This window comes from Kitasatospora sp. NPDC101447 (assembly GCF_044767225.1).
GTDB lineage: Bacteria > Actinomycetota > Actinomycetes > Streptomycetales > Streptomycetaceae > Kitasatospora.
This window is the reverse complement of record NZ_JBIWNL010000036.1, coordinates 15,747-33,128: the sequence shown is the minus strand read 5'-3', so window position 1 is coordinate 33,128 and position 17,382 is coordinate 15,747. Positions and strand designations below refer to the sequence as shown.

Annotated in this window: 12 protein-coding genes; 8 read left to right on the top strand and 4 right to left on the bottom strand. The window is 75.1% G+C overall.

All coding sequences use genetic code 11. The annotated features are described in order from the left end of the window. Positions 1-122: 122 nt before the first annotated feature. Positions 123-3,761: a serine protease gene (locus ACIRST_RS33950; RefSeq protein ID WP_402807270.1), complete on the top strand. Its 3,639-nt coding sequence runs from the start codon at positions 123-125 to the stop codon at positions 3,759-3,761. A 66-nt stretch (positions 3,762-3,827) separates the two neighbouring features. Next, positions 3,828-4,772: a bifunctional riboflavin kinase/FAD synthetase gene (locus ACIRST_RS33945; RefSeq protein WP_350525457.1), complete on the top strand. Its 945-nt coding sequence runs from the start codon at positions 3,828-3,830 to the stop codon at positions 4,770-4,772. A gap of 84 nt (positions 4,773-4,856) precedes the next feature. Here ACIRST_RS33945 and ACIRST_RS33940 read toward each other — a convergent pair whose 3' ends face one another. The 3 genes from ACIRST_RS33940 to eccE all read right to left on the bottom strand — a co-directional run bounded on the left by ACIRST_RS33940 (position 4,857) and on the right by eccE (position 9,522). Beyond that, entirely contained in the window at positions 4,857-7,217 is a 2,361-nt protein-coding gene (locus ACIRST_RS33940) for a MinD/ParA family protein (RefSeq protein WP_402807267.1), read from the bottom strand. Positions 7,218-7,348: 131 nt separating this feature from the next. Further along, positions 7,349-8,116 (bottom strand): hypothetical protein, encoded by a 768-nt coding sequence (locus ACIRST_RS33935; RefSeq protein ID WP_350525455.1) that lies wholly within the window; start codon positions 8,114-8,116, stop codon positions 7,349-7,351. Continuing rightward, the gene (eccE, locus tag ACIRST_RS33930; RefSeq protein ID WP_402807265.1) at positions 8,116-9,522 is read right to left on the bottom strand and encodes a type VII secretion protein EccE; all 1,407 of its coding nucleotides are present in this window, start codon (positions 9,520-9,522) and stop codon (positions 8,116-8,118) included. The genes ACIRST_RS33935 and eccE overlap by 1 nt, the downstream gene beginning before the upstream one ends. Positions 9,523-9,707: 185 nt before the next feature. On the opposite strand from eccE, the gene eccB reads away from it, so the two are divergent. From eccB to ACIRST_RS33900, 6 genes are all read left to right on the top strand, one after another. Further along, positions 9,708-11,408: a type VII secretion protein EccB gene (eccB, locus tag ACIRST_RS33925; protein WP_402807262.1), complete on the top strand. Its 1,701-nt coding sequence runs from the start codon at positions 9,708-9,710 to the stop codon at positions 11,406-11,408. Between the two features lie 204 nt (positions 11,409-11,612). Next, complete coding sequence (locus ACIRST_RS33920; protein WP_402807260.1) at positions 11,613-11,897, top strand: WXG100 family type VII secretion target; 285 nt, start codon at positions 11,613-11,615, stop codon at positions 11,895-11,897. A gap of 102 nt (positions 11,898-11,999) precedes the next feature. Then, complete coding sequence (locus ACIRST_RS33915) at positions 12,000-12,293, top strand: WXG100 family type VII secretion target (RefSeq protein WP_402807257.1); 294 nt, start codon at positions 12,000-12,002, stop codon at positions 12,291-12,293. Between the two features lie 83 nt (positions 12,294-12,376). Continuing rightward, positions 12,377-13,678, top strand: a complete 1,302-nt coding sequence (locus ACIRST_RS33910) for a S8 family serine peptidase (RefSeq protein ID WP_350525450.1) — start codon at positions 12,377-12,379, stop codon at positions 13,676-13,678. Positions 13,679-13,780: 102 nt separating this feature from the next. Beyond that, positions 13,781-14,323 carry a SigE family RNA polymerase sigma factor gene (locus ACIRST_RS33905; RefSeq protein WP_402807254.1) on the top strand — a complete coding sequence of 181 codons (543 nt, stop codon included), beginning with the start codon at positions 13,781-13,783 and terminating at the stop codon, positions 14,321-14,323. Between the two features lie 63 nt (positions 14,324-14,386). Then, positions 14,387-15,622: a hypothetical protein gene (locus ACIRST_RS33900; RefSeq protein WP_402807251.1), complete on the top strand. Its 1,236-nt coding sequence runs from the start codon at positions 14,387-14,389 to the stop codon at positions 15,620-15,622. An 81-nt stretch (positions 15,623-15,703) separates the two neighbouring features. On the opposite strand, the gene ACIRST_RS33895 is transcribed toward ACIRST_RS33900, so the two are convergent. Then, complete coding sequence (locus ACIRST_RS33895; RefSeq protein ID WP_350525447.1) at positions 15,704-17,107, bottom strand: APC family permease; 1,404 nt, start codon at positions 17,105-17,107, stop codon at positions 15,704-15,706. Between the last annotated feature and the right edge of the window lie 275 nt (positions 17,108-17,382).

The following is a 17,382-nucleotide window of genomic DNA, read 5'->3' as shown; positions in this document are numbered from 1 at the left end:
GATCACCCGCACGAGGGAGCGCACGAGGTGAACGCCCGTGGTGAGCGGCGTGGGCGCGGTCGGCGCGCCGCCCCGGCGGGCAGGCTCTCGGCGGTGAGCGAGCGACGGTCGAAGGGGCATTCATGTCGGGGTTTCCGGAGGGCGATCCGGGGCGGTACCTGCTGCGGATCCGCGACCTCAACGGGCGGCTGCACGGCTTAGGGTTCGTCGCCGACCCGCAGGGCGGGGTGCTCACCGCGCACGAGAGCGTGGCCGGGCTGGACCGCGTCGTCCTGCACACCCCCGGCGGGCAGACCCGGGTGCTCGGCCCGGACGCCGTCCTGCCGCTGCCCGAGCACGGGCTGGCGCTGCTGCGCACCGACGCGGTCGGCGGGCTGCCGGTGCCGCCGCTGCCGGCGGCCGCCGTCGGGGGCGGGCACGAGGTACTGCTGCCGGCGCTGGCGGGCGACGACGGCCGGGCGGTCGTGCTGCGCTGCGGGCTGCTCGGGGTCACCGGCGCGGGGTACGGCGGGCACCGGCTGGGCGGGGTGCTGCTGCTGGACGTGCCGGTGGTCGGCGGCGTCACCGTGCCGGCCGGCTCGCCGGTGCTGGACGCCCGCAGCGGGGCGGTGGTCGCGCTGGCCGCGCCCGCCGTCCGGGGCCCGCAGCACGGCGGGGCGCTGCCGGCGGTGGCGGTCGCGGGCGGGGCGGTGGAGGTCGCCGAGGCGCTGGCCGGGCTGCTGGCGCGCAACGCGGCGGCCGCGCCCGCGTACGGCCCGGCGCTCAACCTGGCCGGGGTGCTGAGGCTGACCGCGGCCCAACTGGCCGGCGCCGGGGCCGGACCGGGCCGGGTGGCCGCACTGGCCGCCGACCGGGTGGACCGGCCGGACGGCCTGACCGGGGACGAGCCGGCCGCGACCGTGACCGCGCTGGTCGGCGCCCCCGGCAGCGGGCGCTCCACCGAACTGGCCGCGCTGGCCGCCCGCCGTTCCGGCGCCGCCCGTCCGCTGCCCACCCTCTGGCTGCGCGGCGCCGACCTGCGTGCCGAGGACCGCTCGCTGGCCGAACCGGTGGAGCGGGCGCTGGCGGCGGCGGCGGCCGGGCTGGAGATCCCGGCACCGGCGCCCGAGCCGGTCGCGGCGCTGTGCGCGGCGGCCGGACGGCCGCTGCTGGTCGTGTTGGACGGCCCGGAGGAGGCCCCGGCGCGGCTGGACGCCCGCTGGCTGCGCGGCGCCGGGCAGTGGCTGACGGGCTGCGGGGCACGGCTGGTGACCGCCTGCGGCGAGGAGCTCTGGGAGCGGCTGGCGGCCGAGACCTGGGGCAGCGGCACGGCCGGTGCGGAGCGCGTCGGGGAGCCGCTCCCGGACGGGGACCTGAGCAGCGCCCCCACCGTCCGGATGGACGGCGGCGGCCCGGGCGCGCCGAGCCTGGCCGGGCAGCGGCTCGGTCCGCTGCCGGTCGAGGCCGCCGAGCGGGTGCGCCGCCGGTACGGGCTGCCGCCCGGCCGCCCGGCCGCCGCCGAGGACGCCCGGCACCCGCTGGCCGTCCGGCTGGCCGGGGAGCTGTGGGCCGAGGGGCTGCGCGACGGGCCGGTGCGCCGGGGCGAACTGTTCGGCGCCTTCCTGGACCTGCGCTGCCTGCGGGTGGCCCAGCGGCTGGCCGACGGCGGCCGGCCGCGCCGCCCCGGCGCGCACCGCCGGAGTGCGGCCCGGCCGCAGGGACCGCGCCACGGGCGGGTGCGCCGGCTGGCGGCGGCCGTGGCGGGCCGGGTGCACGAGGCGGCCCGGCGGATGCTCGGCAGCGAGCCCGGCGGCCTGGACCGGGCCGGCTTCGAGGAGCTGTTCCCGGTCGACGGCGGCTGGGCCACGGCAGTGCTCGCCGAGGGCCTGTTCGTCCCCGCCGGGCCCGGATTCCGGTTCGCGCACGGGGAGTTCGCCGACTGGCTGCAGGGCCTGCACCTGGACCTGGACGCGGCGCTGCGGCTGCTGCTCGGCGAGGCCGCGGACACGCCCCCGTCGCCTGCCGGGGCGTCGGCGGAGCGCGGCCGGGCCGCCGGGGCGAACTCCGTCCCCCGGCACCGGATCGGCCCGGTCGCCGCCGCGCTGCGCCGGGTGGGCGAGACCTGGGGAGCCCCCGCGCTGGACCCGTGGCTGCACCGGATCTGGCGCGCACTGGACCTGCGCCCGCCCGGCAGCGACCCCGCCTGGTGGGCGGCCCGGCTGCTCACCGCCGGCCTGGCCGCCAGCCCCGATCCGGTCGAACACCGGGCGCTGCTCGACCAGTTGGCCGGCCGGATCGCCGAGCGGGCCGCCGCGGCGGGCGGCGCGGCAGGCGGGGCGGCGGTGCTCCCGGCCGCCGGGCTCGGCTCCTTCGGCCCGGCGTTCTGGACCGGCCTCGGCCTGCCGGTCGAGGCCGAACTCGACCTGTTGCGAAGGCTGGTGGTCGCCGACGGCCCCGGCCGGCGCTACCTCGCCGCAGTGGCCGGGCGGCTGCGGAGCGACCCGGTCACGGTGTTCCCCCTGCTCTGCGCCTGGTTCGAGGACCCGCGCGGGCTGCCGGGCCGCCCGGGCGCCCACGGGTGCCCCGGCGTCGCCGACCTCGCGCACGACCTGCTGTACACCCACCGGTGGTTCGCCCTGGACGAGTTGGTCGACGCGCTGGCCGACGCCGCGCACCCGAGGGCGGACGCGCTGCTCACCGTGCTCGCCGCCGAGGAGCCGTCCGCGCTCTGCCGCGCGGTGGACCGCTGGAGCCACGACCGGCGGCCCGAGCGGCACGTCGCCGCGGCCGCGCACGCACTGCGGACCGCCCCGTACGCGACCGGTGCCGCGGCGGACCTGCTGCGCTTCGCCGCGCTGACCCTGCTCGCCCGCGAGGACGAGCCCGGCCTGCACGGCGCGGCGCTGGCGCTGCTGGTCGGCGACCCGGCGACCCGGGCCGAGTACCTGCCGGCCGCGCTCGCGCTGCACCGGGCGGGCGGCGACGCCTTCCTCACCCCGAGCGCGCTGGCCCCGGCCCTGGAGAGCGACCCGGGGCCCGTCCTGGCCGCGCTCGCCGACCGGCTGGCCGCGCCCGACCCGGCCACCGCCGAGACCCTGCGGGTGCTGGCCGACGCCTCGGCGCCGGTGGCCGTGCGGCAGGGCACCGAACTGGCCGCCCGGCTGCTGGCCGCGCACCCGGGACTGGCCGGTCCGGTCGCCGTCGACTACCTCGGCCGCCGGCTGGCGCGCGCGTCCGGTGCCGGCCCGGCCGACCGGCTGGAGCTGCGGGCGCTGCTCGGCGCCGCGCTGGCCGCCGGTGCGGCGGCGGTGCGGCGGCCGTTCGCCGAGGTGCTGTCCGTCCCGGTGGCCGACCCGGCGGCGGACGCGCTGCGCTGCGAACTGCTGGACACCCTGCTCGCCACCGAGACCGACCCCGCGGTGCTGACCGCCGTCGTGGAGCGCCTGGCCGAGCACTGCGCGGCCGAGAAGCCGGCCCGGGCCCGCGCGGTGCTGGCCCGGACGACGGCCGCGCTGGCGGACGCCGACGGGCTGCTGGTGCGCTGCGCCGGGCACTCCGCGGCCTTCGCCAGGCTGCTCGTCCGGTGGCCGAGCGACGCCGCCCCGGCCGCGCCGGAGGGTCCTCGGCTGGCCCGGATGCGGGCCCTGACGGCGGCCGGCCGGGACCCGCAGTACGCCGCCGCGGAGGCGGAACGCACGGCGCCGGACCGGGCCGTACGGCCGCCGGTGCGCTCAACCCGTATTCCGGTGCCTGAGCCGGGGCAGGCGCATGGCACGCTATAGGGGTTCGGGTTTTGAGCGTTTGAGCGTACAGAGGGTACGCGCCGTACGGAACAAGGAGCGGTTCGGGTGCAGCGCTGGCGTGGCCTGGAGGAGATCCCCGGTGACTGGGGACGCAGCGTCGTCACCATCGGCTCGTTCGACGGGGTGCACCGCGGGCATCAGCTGATCATCGGGCAGGCGGTCGAGCGTGCCCGCGAACTCGGCCTCCCCTCGGTCGTGGTGACCTTCGACCCGCACCCGCGCGAGGTGATCCGCCCGGGCAGCCACCCGCCGCTGCTCGCCCCGCACCCGCGCCGGGCCGAGCTGATCGCGGAGCTCGGCGTGGACGCGGTGCTGGTGCTGCCGTTCACCACCGAGTTCTCGAAGGAGTCCCCGGAGACCTTCGTCCGGCAGGTCCTGGTGGACGCGCTGCACGCGCGGGTCGTCATCGAGGGACCCAACTTCCGCTTCGGGCACCGGGCCGCGGGCGACGTGGCGTTGCTCACGGAGCTGGGCCGGGCGGACGACTTCGAGGTCGAGGTGGTCGACCTGCAGGTGTGCGGCACGGCCGGGGACGGCGAGCCGTTCTCCTCCAGCCTGACCCGCCGGCTGGTCGAGGCCGGGGACATGGCGGGCGCCAACGAGGTGCTGGGCCGCCCGCACCGGGTCGAGGGCGAGGTGGTGCGCGGCGCGCAGCGCGGCCGCGAGCTGGGCTTCCCGACCGCCAACGTCGAGACCGTCCCGCACAGCGCGGTCCCGGCGGACGGCGTGTACGCGGGCTGGCTGACCGCTGACGGCGAGAGGATGCCGGCCGCGATCTCGGTCGGCACCAACCCGACCTTCGACGGCACCGCCCGCACCGTCGAGGCGTACGCCATCGACCGGGTCGGCCTGGACCTGTACGGGCTGCACGTCGCGGTGGACTTCCTGGCCTACCTGCGCGGGATGGAGAAGTTCGACTCCATCGAGGCGCTGCTGGACCGGATGGCCGACGACGTCAAGCGCGCCCGCGAGCTGACCGACGGCGCCTGAGCGCCGCGAGCGGCGTCGACGGGGTTCCGAGCCCCGGGGACGCCGGAAGGGCCCGCCGTTGACCGGCGGGCCCTTCCCGTTCCGTCACTGCCGCGGTGCCTGCGGCGGGTAGCCGTAGCCGGGCGGCGGCTGGTAGCCCTCCGGTGCGGCCTGCGGCGCGGGCGCGGGGGGCTGGCCCTGGCCGGGCGGGTAGCCGTAGCCGGGCGCGGGGGGCTGGCCCTGGCCGGGCGGGTAGCCGTAGCCGGGCGGCGGGGGCTGGTAGCCGTCCGGTGCAGGTGCCGGGGGCTGGCCCTGGGCGGGCGGGTAGCAGTCGTAGTCGTAACCCGGCTGCGGCGTGCCCTGCTGTGGCCCCCAGGGCGCGCCGGGGGCGGGCTGCGGGGCCTGCGCGGCCTGGCCCTGGTAGGGCTGCGGCTGCGGGGCCTGCGGCTGCTGCCAGGCGGACTGCTGGGCGGCGGCCTGCTGGGCTCGGGCGATGTCCTCGCCGACCAGGGTGGCCAGTTCGAAGTACGCCTCGCGGACCTTGGGCCGCATCATGTCGAGGTTGACCTCGGCGCCGGCCGCCAGGCTCTCGTCGAACGGCACCACGACCACGCCTCGGCAGCGGGTCTGGAAGTGCGCGACGATGTCCTCGACCTTGATCATCTTGCTGGTCTCGCGCACCCCGGAGACCACCGTGATGCTGCGCTGGACCAGGTCCGCGTAGCCGTGCGCGGACAGCCAGTCCAGGGTGGTCGAGGCGCTGGAGGCGCCGTCCACGCTGGGGGTGGAGACGATGATCAGCTGGTCGGCCAGGTCGAGCACCCCGCGCATCGCGCTGTAGAGCAGGCCGGTGCCGGAGTCGGTCAGGATGATCGGGTACTGGCGGCCCAGCACGTCGATGACCTGGCGGTAGTCCGAGTCGTTGAACGTGGTGGAGACCGCCGGGTCGACGTCGTTCGCCAGGATCTCCAGGCCCGAGTTCAGGTCCTGCGAGGTGAACTGACGGATGTCCATGTAGCTGCGCAGGTGCGGGATGGCCGTGACGAGGTCGCGGATGGTCGCGCCGGTCTGGCGCTTGACCCGGCGGCCCAGGGTGCCCGCGTCCGGGTTGGCGTCGATCGCGATCACCTTGTCCTGGCGCTCGCTGGCCAGGGTCGCGCCGAGCGCGGTGGTGGTCGTCGTCTTGCCGACCCCGCCCTTGAGGCTGATCACGGCGATCCGGTAGCAGCTCAGCACCGGCGTGCGGATGATCTCCAGCCTGCGGGCCTTCTCGGCCGCGGCGGCCTTGCCGCCGAACTGGAACCGCGGCTGCTGGCGCTGCTGCTTGGGCTGGCTGCGCAGCAGCCGGTCCGAGGACAGCTCGACGGCGGCCGTGTAGCCGAGCGGCGCGCCGTGCGCGGTCTGCTGCGGGGCGGCGGCCTGCTGAAAGGCGGCGGGCTGCTGCGCCTGCGGCTGCTGCTGCCACGGCTGCGCGGGGCCCGGCTGCTGCGTCTGCTGCGGCTGGACGGGCTGGCCCGGGAGCGGCTGGCCGGGGAGCGGCTGGCCGGGCTGGGGCTGGCCGGGCTGGGGCTGGCCCGGCAGGGGCTGGCCGGGCTGCTGGTACGCGGCGGGCTGCGGCCAGCCGCCCTGGCGCGGGTCCACCGGGCCGGCCTGCGGGGCCGGAGCGGGCTGCTGCTGGGCGACGGGGGCCTGCTGGGCCTGGGCCGCCGCCTGCTGGGCCGCCCACGCGGCCTGCGGGTCCCAGGCGGCCGGCTGCTCCTGGGGGTGCTGCGGGCCCTGCAAGCCCTGCGGACTCTGCGGCGGGAGCGGCTGGGCGGGCGGCTGCGCGTAGGACTGCGGCGGGACGGGCTGCCCCGGCTGCGCGGTCGCGGCGGGTGCCGGGGCCGCCGGGTACGGCTGGGGCGCGGGCTGCTGTGCCGGGGCCTCCGCGGCCGGCCAGGCCGGGGCGGCGGCCTGCGGCTGCAGCGGGGCGGCGGAGGCCGACGGGGTGGCCGTCGGGAACGGGACGTGTTGGGCCTCGGCCTGCACGGGCGGCATCGGGGGCACCGGCGCGACGGGTGCGGGGGCCGGCGCCGTGGCCGGGACGGGTGCCGGGGCAGTGGCCGGCACGGCGGTCGGCGCGACCTCGGCCACCGGAGTCGGGACCGGGGCCGGAACCGGCGCGGCCGTCGGGGCCGGCGCCTGGTGCGGGACCGGAGCCTGCACCGGAGCCTGGGCCTGCGCCTGCACCGGAGCCGGAGCCTGCGCCGCCACCGGGGCAGCCGAGTGCGCCGCCTCCGCGGCGGGCGCGGGCACGGGCACCTGCGCGGGCGCGTCGGCCGGCCCGGCGGACGGGCTCACCGGAGCCGCTGGGGCGTCCGTCTGCACGTACCAGGACGGGGGAGTGTAGTCAGGCGCGTCCGACCAGTCGTCGTCGTCCTCTGCCGCGTTGTCGCCGACGTAGACGCCGTCCCGATCGCTGCTCACTCTGGCTCCCTCGTGTTCGCCGCCGCTTGTTCAGCGGTGCCGTTGCCGCATCAAAGACTAGGCCGTACGGCAACCCCTGCTGAAGGCGGCTTCGGTTCCGCGGCGGCCCGCCGGGTGCGGCGAGCCACCGCTCAGTCCATCCGGCGCGGGCCGCCGAGCACCTGCTGTTCCGCCTGCCCCGCCACGGCCCGTACGTACTGGCGACGCATCCGGGTCGCCCACAGGGTGAGGTCGTCGCCGAGGGTGGGCAGCGTGGCCACGTCCTCCGGCGGGAGCGACAGCACCCGGCCGGTCAGTTCCGCCTCCTGAGGGGAGATCCGCTGCACACCGACCAGGTCGGCGGCGTTAAGCACCCGGGAGGCGTTCGGCCCCAGGTACGGCAGCAGCGTCAGGGTGGTCTGCCAGGGCGCGGCGGAGAGCCGGCTGCGCGGCGGACGGGCGCCGAGGTCACGCACCACCAGGACGGGTGAGGCCACCGAGGCGCCCTGCGGCCCGAGCCGGCCGACCTGGTGGACCGTCACGCACGGCTGGCCGCCGCCGGCGGCCTGCGCCAGCGGTCCCCACAGCTGTCCGCGGGCGGTCTCCACCACGACCCGGGCGCCGATCGCGGCCGCGCGCAGGGCGATGACCTGCGCCGTCCACATGCCGCCGACCAGCACCAGGTCGTACGCGCTGGGGCGGAAGAGGCCGAGCACCGCGGGCAGCCCCTGCGGGTCGACGCCGATGACCACGCCGTCGTCGCCGACCGGGAAGGCCAGCGCGGCGAGGTCGGCGGGTTCGAGCACGTGCTTCTCCCGGCGCGGGCCGCGCAGCCCGAAGCCGGGCAGGATCCGCGGCCGGGTCCGGCGCTGCTCGGCGCCGGGCTGCGGGCCGAGGGCGGGATAGGTCTGGTACGCCATCAGGACGCTCCTCCCAGCGGCAGGGTGGCGAGCATGCCGGGGGCCTGCTCCAGGTCGAGGCGGACGAGGCCGAGGCCCGCGCTCTGCGCCCGGGTCTCCACCTGGCGGCCGGCCTGGCCGACCTCGCTCTCGCTGCGCCCGGTCACCCGCAGGTGTCCGCTGACGGTCACCGAGCCGCCGGTGCCGTGTCCGGCGGTCAGGCTGAAGGTGCTGGCCAGGGCCGGGGTGCCGGTGATCAGGTTGACCAGGTCCGGCGCGGCGATCCGGCCGGGCGAGCCGCCGGGGCGGCTCAGCTGCGGCCAGCGGGAGATCCAGTAGGTGGTGTGCCAGCGGTCGTCGATCCGCCAGAACCGGTTGCCCTCCTGGGTGCGGCGGGTGGTGCCGCCGCCGCTGCCGGTGCCCTGGCGGCCGGCCGTCGCGATCGGGTTGGCGCAGGCGGAGATGGACAGGGCGGCGATCAGCTCGCGCTCGTCCAGCACGGTCGCGTTGAACCCGGCGCTGTTGAGCCGTCCGGCCAGCTGGTCGGTCACCCGCTGCAGCGCCTTGCGGGCGCCCTCCTCGCCGCCGCCGCGGGCGCGGACGGCGGTCGCCGCGCGCTCCGGGTCGAGCTTGAGGGCGACCCAGGTCAGCCGCAGCCCGGGGGTGGAGGTGCCGTCCGGCAGCTCGCGGTAGGCGCGGGCCGCCAGCGACTGCTCGGGCAGGTGCGGGGCCGGGGCGGGTTGGGTGTGCTGGACCAGCTGCACGGACTCCAGGGTGATGTCGTCCACCGTGAGCGCCGAGCAGATCACGTCCAGCGGCAGCGGCAGGGCGGTGCGCACCGGGCGCAGCGGCTGGTCCTTCGCCTGGATGAGCAGCACCGAGCTGAGGAAGGTGCCGTCGCCGACCATGCCGGTCTCGCGGCGCACCGGGCGGCCGCCGAACTCGGCCTCGGTGGCGTGGGTGCAGGTGCGCAGCCCCGGTTCGAGCTCCAGCGCCGGCGCCAGGGCCGGGTCGGTGCCGGCCGGCGGCAGCAGCGTACGGGCCTGCTTGCGACGGGACTTGAGGGCGGATCGGACCCGCAGCAGCTCGGGGACGGTCCGGCCGCGCACCGGGACGGCGGCGAGGACGAGCAGCACCAGCGCGACCGCGCCGAAGCCGGCCGCGACCGGGCGGCTGATGGTCCAGCCGATCGCGACCAGGGCCACCGCGACCTCGACCAGGACGAGCTGTTGGAGTTTCAGCCGCCCGCCGAGCAGCCCGGGTCGGGGGTTGACGCGGACCTGGACGGCGCCGCCGCCACCCGCGTCCGGCTGCGGTCGGACGGGCCCCGGCTCGGCGGCCGGGCCGCCTTGCTGCGCCCGGCCGGACCGGCGCGACCTCCCGCCGCCCATGCTGCGGCGGCGTCCTGGAGCGGTCTGGCTTGGCATCCCCCGGTGGCCCTCTCTGATCCGTTGTCGCGGCCCGGCTGGCTGGTTCGCGGACCGTACCCGTACCGTACTCACCGTCTGCTGCCGCATCGTAGAGGGTTCGCGCCGGTTCGCGCCCGGCGGGTGGACCACGGGGCAGGTCGGTCTGACACGTCCGACAACGTCTGACTAGGGGGACGACGAGGATGGCATCGCGCCGGGACGAGCTCAACGCCTACACCTTCGCGCGCAAGCGGACGGTGGGGGCCTTCCTGCTGCCCTCCGGCGGCGGGAGCGACGAGGACGCGCCGCGTCCGGTGAAGGCGGTGCTCCCGAGCATCCTGGTCGGCGCGGTGGCCGTGGCCGGGTTCGGGGTCTGGGGGGTGTTCAAGCCCAGTGCCCCGCTGAAGTGGGACGACGGCAAGAACATCATCCAGGGCAAGCAGTCGACCACCCGGTACGTGGTGCTGACCGACCCGGACGGCAAGACCAAGCGGCTGCACCAGGTGCTCAACATGTCCTCGGCGCGGCTGGTGCTGCCCGCCGAGGCCAAGGTCGTGGTGGTCGACGACGGGGTGCTCGACCGCTACCCGAACCACGGTCCGACCATCGGCATCCCGTACGCGCCGGACAAGTTGCCGAGCAAGGACAACGCGAGCCAGTCGATGAAGTGGACGGTGTGCGACCGCCCGGGCTCGGACGAGAAGCAGGAGACCGTCAACCAGGCGGTGTTCGTGGCGGCGGGCGCGGACGCGGCGGCGCTCGCGGCCAAGGACCGGAAGCTCGGCCAGGACCAGCTGATGCTGGTGCAGCAGGCCGACGAGCAGCAGGTCTCCGCCGCGCCGGCGCCGGGTCAGCAGGCCGCCACGGGCCCGAAGGTCTTCCTGGTCGACGCGCAGGGCCGCAAGCACGAGATCGGTTCCCCGCAGTCGGACGACAAGGAGCGCAAGTCGCTGATCACCGCGGTCTTCGGGCCCAACGCGGTGCCGCAGCGGGTGAAGCGGGACTGGCTGGAGACCCTGGTCACCGGTACTCCGATCACCTTCCCGCAGGTCGAGGGGGCGGCGGACAGCCAGAACGCCAACTCCACCGTGCAGCTGGGGAACGCCGCCGACCGCCGGGTCGGCCGGCTGGTGCACTACCAGGACCGCAACTACGTGGTCGGCAAGGACCGGCTCTTCCTGGTCACCCAGTTCCAGGCGGACCTGATCCGGCAGAACCCGGCGTTCCAGATGCTCTACAAGTACGACCAGGACAAGAAGCCGCGCAGCGACGAGATGACCCCGGCCGACCAGTCCGTGTCGGGCAGCGAGACCCCGCTGCCGGGCACCGCGGCCGACTGGCCGCTGAAGTCCGGTGCGCCGGTGAACAACTGGCAGGACCGCCAGGACGCCCGGCTGGTGGTGTGCAGCACCTTCGACGGTGTCGCCGAGGACGGGAAGACGCCCAAGCGCAGCGTCTGGGCCGGGACTTCGTACCCCGCGCCGTACAACAACGGCGCCGGCGCCGCGTACGTGACCCCGGGTCACGGCCTGTTCTACCGCGCGCTGAACAACACCACCGCCGGCTCCGGCACCGACTTCCTGATCACCGAGACCGGGCTGCGTTACGCCGTTCCGGCGAACGGCGACGGTGGCCGCGGTGCGACCCCGACGCCGGGTGCGCAGCCCGGTCAGAGCGGTGCGGCGAAGCCGCCGACCCCGCCGTCGAGCACCCCGAACCCGGGGGCGCCGGACCAGCAGCAGGGCCAGCAGTCGGGGCCGCCGCAGGACGAAACCGGCGGCAACCAGGCGCGGTTGGGCTACCAGGGCCTCCAGCCGCTGCCGGTGCCGCACGAGTGGTCGGACCTGGTGCCGGCGGGCCCGCCGCTCACCGCGAAGAGCGCCGCGCAGCCGCAGAACGCCTGACCGGCCAAGCGCGGCAACGGAATTGGCCGCAGTGTCATGGTCTGGTAACTACTCCGTGCTCAGTGTTGGGCGAGCTGCGTGTGCCGACTACAGTGCTGCTGGGCATCACGCCTGTGATGCGGCGGTCGGGTCCTCCGGGGCCCTCCGCACACGCAATTGTTGTCTCATGGGGGACGGTGGAGCATGGCTCAGGGTCAGTTCACGATGACTGCTCAGGAAATGCTGGCTTTCGCCAATAAGATCGAGCAGGCCATCGGCCAGATCGAGGGCGAGCGCGCCAAGCTGATCAGCACGGTTTCGGGCATCACCGTCGGCTGGCAGGGCCAGGCGGCGACGGCCTACACGAACCTGCAGAACAAGGTCAACGAGGACATCGGGAAGCTCAAGGAGTCGCTGACCGCGATCAAGCACGCGATCGAGGCGACCACCAAGCAGTACGCGACCACCGAGGAAGAGCAGAAGGCGATGTTCTCCAACACCCAGGGCTGATCGGCGCACCCGCGCTGATCACCGGTCTGTTCCGAACCGCCGCTCGGCGGGGTGTCCGCCACTGACCGCGGGACGCTCCGCACCCTCGTCAAGGGAGACAACGTGTCCGACCACATTCTCGTCAACTTCCAGACCGTTCACAACGCCGCCGAGGAGGTCAAGGCCTCGGCCGGCCGCATCGAGCAGATGCTGAGCGACCTGAAGAAGGACGTCACCCGCATCGCCCAGAGCTGGCAGGGCAAGGCCCAGGAGGGCTACAAGATCCAGCAGGACAAGTGGGACTCGGCCGCCACCGACCTGCACACGACCTGCAACCAGATCGCGAGCTCGCTGGAGAGCGCGGCGCAGAGCTACCGCACCACCGAGGACAAGAACGCCAGCCTCTGGCACAACTGATCACGGGTTCCCATCGGGAACGACAGGGGCGGGTACCCGGGTTCCGGGCACCCGCCCCTCGGCGCGCGGCACGGGTGGACGACATGAGGGGTGGCAGGGTGGCCGGACGCGGGTACCGGAAGGCGGCCGCGGCACTGGCCGCGCTCGCGGTGCTGGGCGGCCCGCTCGCCGCTCCGGCGTACGCCGACGGCGGGACCGGCCTGGCCGCCGCGGGTGACTGCCCGAAGAACGCGCCCGACGTGCAGACCGTGCCGTGGTCGCTCCAGCGGATGCTGCTGGACGAGCTGTGGCAGGGCGGGCGGACCACGGGCAAGGGCGTGAAGGTCGCGGTCATCGACACCGGGGTCGACCGGGTCAACCAGCAGCTGGCGGGCCAGGTCGTGGCCACCGATCCGAACGTCGACAAGAGTGCCCCGACGCTGGTCGACAAGGTCCAGGAGGGCTCCAACCTGCTGGTCAACCGGGACACGAAGGAGCCGGTCCCCGGCCACTCCTACGAGGACCCGGTCGGTCACGGCACCAAGGTGGCCGGCATCATCGCGGCCCGCAGGAGCGACAAGACCGGCTTCGTCGGGCTGGCCCCCGACGCCCAGATCCTCTCGATCCGGCAGAACGACAGCGACGGCAACGGCGACGTCGCCACCCTGGTCCAGGCGATCAGGGAGGCCGTCGCCAAGGGCGCCAAGGTCATCAACATCTCCCAGGACGTGCGCGGCGCGGGTGACGCGCGCTTCGGCGGCTACCAGGAGCTGAAGGCCGCGGTCGAGTTCGCCGAGTCGAGCAAGGTCGTGGTGGTCGCCTCCTCCGGCAACGACGGCAAGGAGGGGGACACCTATCCGGGTGCCTTCCCGACCGTGCTGTCCGTCGGCGCCTCCGACCGCAACAACGAGCGCGCACCGTTCTCCCAGTACGGCTCCTTCGTGAAGGTGGCCGCGCCGGGCGTCGACATGCTGTCGACCGTGCCCGGCAGCGGCCAGTGCGTGGACAACGGCACCAGCTTCGCCGCCCCCTACGTCTCCGGGCTGGCCGCGCTGCTGGTCGGCGCCCACCCGGACTGGAAGCCGGCCCAGGTGCGGGCCTGGATCGAGCAGACCGCCCAGCGCACCCAGCGCGACCCGGACGTCTTCGTCGGCTGGGGCGTGGTGGACCCGGTCAAGGCGGTCACCAAGGCCCCCGACGTCGCGCCGATGGCCGCCACCCCGGACGCCCCGGTGCAGCTCGCCTCCGTGCCGATCGTGCCGCGGCCGGTCGGCCTCGGCGAGACCCAGGCCGACCGCGACGGCCGCACCGCGACGTACGTCCTCGGCGTCGGCGCGCTGCTGGTGGCCCTGCTGGTCGGCGGCGGCGTGGTGCTGCGCGACCACCGGCGCAAGTCCGCCGACTGATCCGGACGTCCCGGAAAGTTCCTCCGCCACGCGTGTAACACCGCCGCCCTCCCACCGCATCGATGAAGTGTCGGGGAGGACGGACCGCGGGGGGCGGCGGACATGGGGTGGATCAGGACCGGCCGGGAGGCCAAGGACGCGGAGTTCCTGGAACTCGTCGCCGGTCGCACCAGCCACCTGTACCGCTCGGCCTGCCTGCTCACCAGCGGTGACACCCACTACGCCGAGGACCTCGTCCAGGAGGCCCTCGGGCGGATGTACGTGCTCTGGCGGCGCAGCGCCTTCACCGGCGGCCGGGAGCGGATCGCCAACCCGGCGGCGTACACCCACACCGTCATGGTGCGCACCTTCCTCGCCCAGCAGCGCCGCCGCTCCAGCGGCGAGCGGCCCACCGACGCCCTGCCGGACTCGCCGGGGCAGGACGCCGACAGCAGCCTGCGGCTGACCCTCCTGGACGCGCTCGGCCGGATGCCGCCCAAGGACCGCGCCGTCCTGGTGCTGCGCTACTGGGAGGACCGCAGCGTCGAGGAGACCGCCGAGGTGATGCGGGTGTCCTCCGGTGCCGTCCGGACCCGCACCACCCGTGCGCTGGCCCGGCTGCGCGCCCTGCTCGGCGACTCGTTGGCCGAGCTCGCCGTCCGCTGAGACCGGCCCCGGCCCCGACCGGCACTTCCCGCAACCCGTGACCCGTGACCCAAGGAGACAGCCATGTCCGAACCGGACAAGTTCGAGGACGATCTTCTCTATGCCATCACTCGTACGGGTGAGGGCTTCCGCGCCGAGCAGGGCGGCCTGGTCGCGGGCGGCTACCAGCACGGCCGCCGCCGCTGGCGCCGCCGCTCGACCGCCGCCCTGGTCGGCGGCGCGGCCGCGCTGGCCCTGGTGGGCACCGGCGCGGTGTACCTGGTCGGCCGCCCGGCGAAGGACGCGGGCACCGTGGCGGCGTCCCCCGCCCGGACCTTCACCGCCGGCAGCGGCACCCCCGTGGCCACGCCGACGACGGCGCAGCCCTCCGCCCCGAACGTGGTCACCGGCGACGAGGTGCTGGCGACCCTCCGGGCCCTGCTGCCCAAGGGCGAGACCACCCAGGGCAAGGGACGCGGCACCGACGACGAGCAGACGAAGGGCACCTTCGCCGCCGCGGACGTGGTCTTCGACGACGGCCGGGGCAAGTCGCTGATCCAGATCGGCATCCAGAAGCACCGCCCCGGCCAGGGGCAGTCGAACAGCTGCCCAGCGGACCTGAAGCTCGCCCAGCTCGACTCCTGCACCGGGACGACCCTGCCCGACGGCTCCCGGCTCCAGCTCCTGCAGGGGTACGAGTACCCGGACAAGCGGGCCACCACCAAGGAGTGGCACGCCCTGCTGACCGGTCCGGACGGCCGGGAGATCAGTCTGAGCGAGTGGAACGCGGCCGCGGAGAAGGGTGCGCCGGACAGCCGTCCCGAGCCGCCGCTCACCCTCGACCAGCTGAAGGCGATCGTCACCGACAAGTCCTGGGACCGGGTCGTCGCGTCGGTCGGGTTCGACGGCGTCGACGTCACGGCGCTCGACCCGGGCCTGTCGCTGGAGGAGCGGGAGGCCACCCTGACCCGGCTGCTGCCGCCGGGGGTGACCGTGACCGGTCGCAGCGGCAGTCCGCTGGTGGCCACCTTCCAGCTGGCCCAGGGCCAGACCACCGGCTCGGTGGTGCTGCGGGTGGAGAACCGCGCGAAGTCCGCGGACGAGCAGGCCTACAAGGACGCGCTCACCCTGCCCGACGGGAACAAGGTGCTCACCCGGGGCGGCCCGGACGGCGCCGACAAGATGCCGCTCACCGTGAACGCCCTGCACCCGAACGGCATCGCGGTCACGGCCGCCCAGGGCCCGAGCGGCAAGCCGCTGCTCACCGAGGAGCAGCTGCGCGCGATCGCCCTCAGCCCGGCGTGGAAGGCCGGGAAGTAGCGGTGCGAACGCGGCGGTGCCCCGGGCTTGGGGGAGGCCCGGGGCACCGCTGTGTGGGGGAGGTGGGGGGGGGGGGGGGGGTCAGTCCTGCTGGTCCTCGGGGAGGCTGATCACCCAGCGGGTGTCCTGCCGGGGGCGCAGGTAGAACAGCCAGTAGAGGGTGGCGGCGGCGGTGATGCCGCCGGTCCACAGCAGGGGCTCGGTGTCCAGCTGGGTCATCACGTAGACCAGCACGGCGATCAGGACGACCGGGACGGCCGGCCACAGCGGCATCCGCCAGGCGGCGGCGTGCTTGTGGTGGGCGCGGCGGGAGAGCAGCGCGGCGATCGCGACCAGCAGGTACATCCCGGTGACGGCGACGCCGGTGATGTTGCTCAGCAGCTCGCCCTTGACGAAGCAGAGCGCGGCGCCGGGCAGGCCGACCGCCAGGGTGGCGATCCAGGGGGAGCCGAAGCGGCCGAGGGTGCCGAAGGCCTTGTTGACCGGCTCCGGCCAGGCCTTGTCACGGGCGGAGGCGAACAGCACCCGGGAGTTCTGGATGACCATGACGATGCCGGCGTTGATGATGGCCAGCGCGACGCAGAGGCTGATGAAGGTGCCGACCGCGGAGTTGCTCCAGGCGGTGACCATGCCGGAGATGTCGCCGGAGGTGAGGGTCTGCAGGTCGGGGGCGCCCATGGTGATGGCGACGACCGGGATCAGGATGACGGCGGCGGAGATGCCGAGCGTCCACAGCACGGTGCGCGAGACGTTGCGGCGGGGGTTCTCCAGCTCCTCGGAGAGGTAGACGGCGGTGGAGAAGCCCTGGGTGATGAACAGGGCGATGCCGAGCGCGCCGACGATGGCGCCGATGCTCACCGTGGCGGTGGCGCCGCCGTCCCCGGTGACCACGCCGTGCAGCAGGCTGGGGGCGTGGTCGTTGGCGTGGGCGAAGCCGAGCACCGAGACGACGCCGGCCGCGATGACCTCCAGGACCAGGAAGATGCCGGTGATCCAGGCGTTGGCGCGCAGGTCGAGCAGGCCGGCCAGGGTGGCGGCCAGCATCACGGCGGCGCCGGTCATGGCCTTGTCGACGTGCAGCACGGGGGCCAGGTAGTCGGCGGTGCCGAGCGCGATGACCGAGGGGACGATCATCACCACGATCAGCGAGAGCACGAAGACCAGCCAGCCCATCAGCCGTCCGGCCAGGGTGCCGACCATCGCGTACTCGCCGCCGGCGCTGGGGATCAGGGTGCCGAGCTCGGAGTAGCAGAACGCGACGGCGACGCAGAGCACGGTGCCGATGGCGATGGCCAGGGCGGTGGCGCTGCCGATGCTGGAGAACAGCTCCGGCACGATCACGAACAGCGTCGACGCCGGGGTGACGCAGGACAGCGTGAGCAGTGTTCCGCCCACGACGCCGATCGAGCGCTTGAGCTGCTGGGGCGCGGCCGCCCCGGCCGCCGAGGCGGCTACGGTCTGTGGCGGGCGAAGCGTGTCGGTCATGTGGCTTCCGATCGGCTCTGTGCGGTCCTGGGGTGGGAGCGGTATCGCCTCCGCTGGCTGGTGTGCTGGGTCTCTGGTCCAGTCGCTCCCGGGCCGCAATGGAACCTTGGGCGTATTGATCGCGTCAACGTCGGAACTGCTTCGGAATCCGTTGCGGCAAAAGGCATAAACATGCGATCCGATGATCACGTTCGGTCATTGCGCCGTTTGTCCGACTTGTTACCTTGGCTGGATCGCACCTGAATCGAAGGTGAACAAAGCGCTCGGGTCGGGAT

What these genes read in the sequence shown, in the direction of transcription:
- ACIRST_RS33895 (WP_350525447.1), bottom strand. Translation starts at nt 17,107, where the DNA reads ATGACCGACACGCTTCGCCCGCCACAGACCGTAGCCGCCTCGGCGGCC.
- ACIRST_RS33905 (WP_402807254.1), top strand. Translation starts at nt 13,781, where the DNA reads ATGGGGTGGATCAGGACCGGCCGGGAGGCCAAGGACGCGGAGTTCCTG.
- ACIRST_RS33935 (WP_350525455.1), bottom strand. Translation starts at nt 8,116, where the DNA reads ATGGCGTACCAGACCTATCCCGCCCTCGGCCCGCAGCCCGGCGCCGAG.
- ACIRST_RS33900 (WP_402807251.1), top strand. Translation starts at nt 14,387, where the DNA reads ATGTCCGAACCGGACAAGTTCGAGGACGATCTTCTCTATGCCATCACT.
- eccB (WP_402807262.1), top strand. Translation starts at nt 9,708, where the DNA reads ATGGCATCGCGCCGGGACGAGCTCAACGCCTACACCTTCGCGCGCAAG.
- ACIRST_RS33920 (WP_402807260.1), top strand. Translation starts at nt 11,613, where the DNA reads ATGACTGCTCAGGAAATGCTGGCTTTCGCCAATAAGATCGAGCAGGCC.
- ACIRST_RS33910 (WP_350525450.1), top strand. Translation starts at nt 12,377, where the DNA reads ATGAGGGGTGGCAGGGTGGCCGGACGCGGGTACCGGAAGGCGGCCGCG.
- eccE (WP_402807265.1), bottom strand. Translation starts at nt 9,522, where the DNA reads ATGCCAAGCCAGACCGCTCCAGGACGCCGCCGCAGCATGGGCGGCGGG.
- ACIRST_RS33950 (WP_402807270.1), top strand. Translation starts at nt 123, where the DNA reads ATGTCGGGGTTTCCGGAGGGCGATCCGGGGCGGTACCTGCTGCGGATC.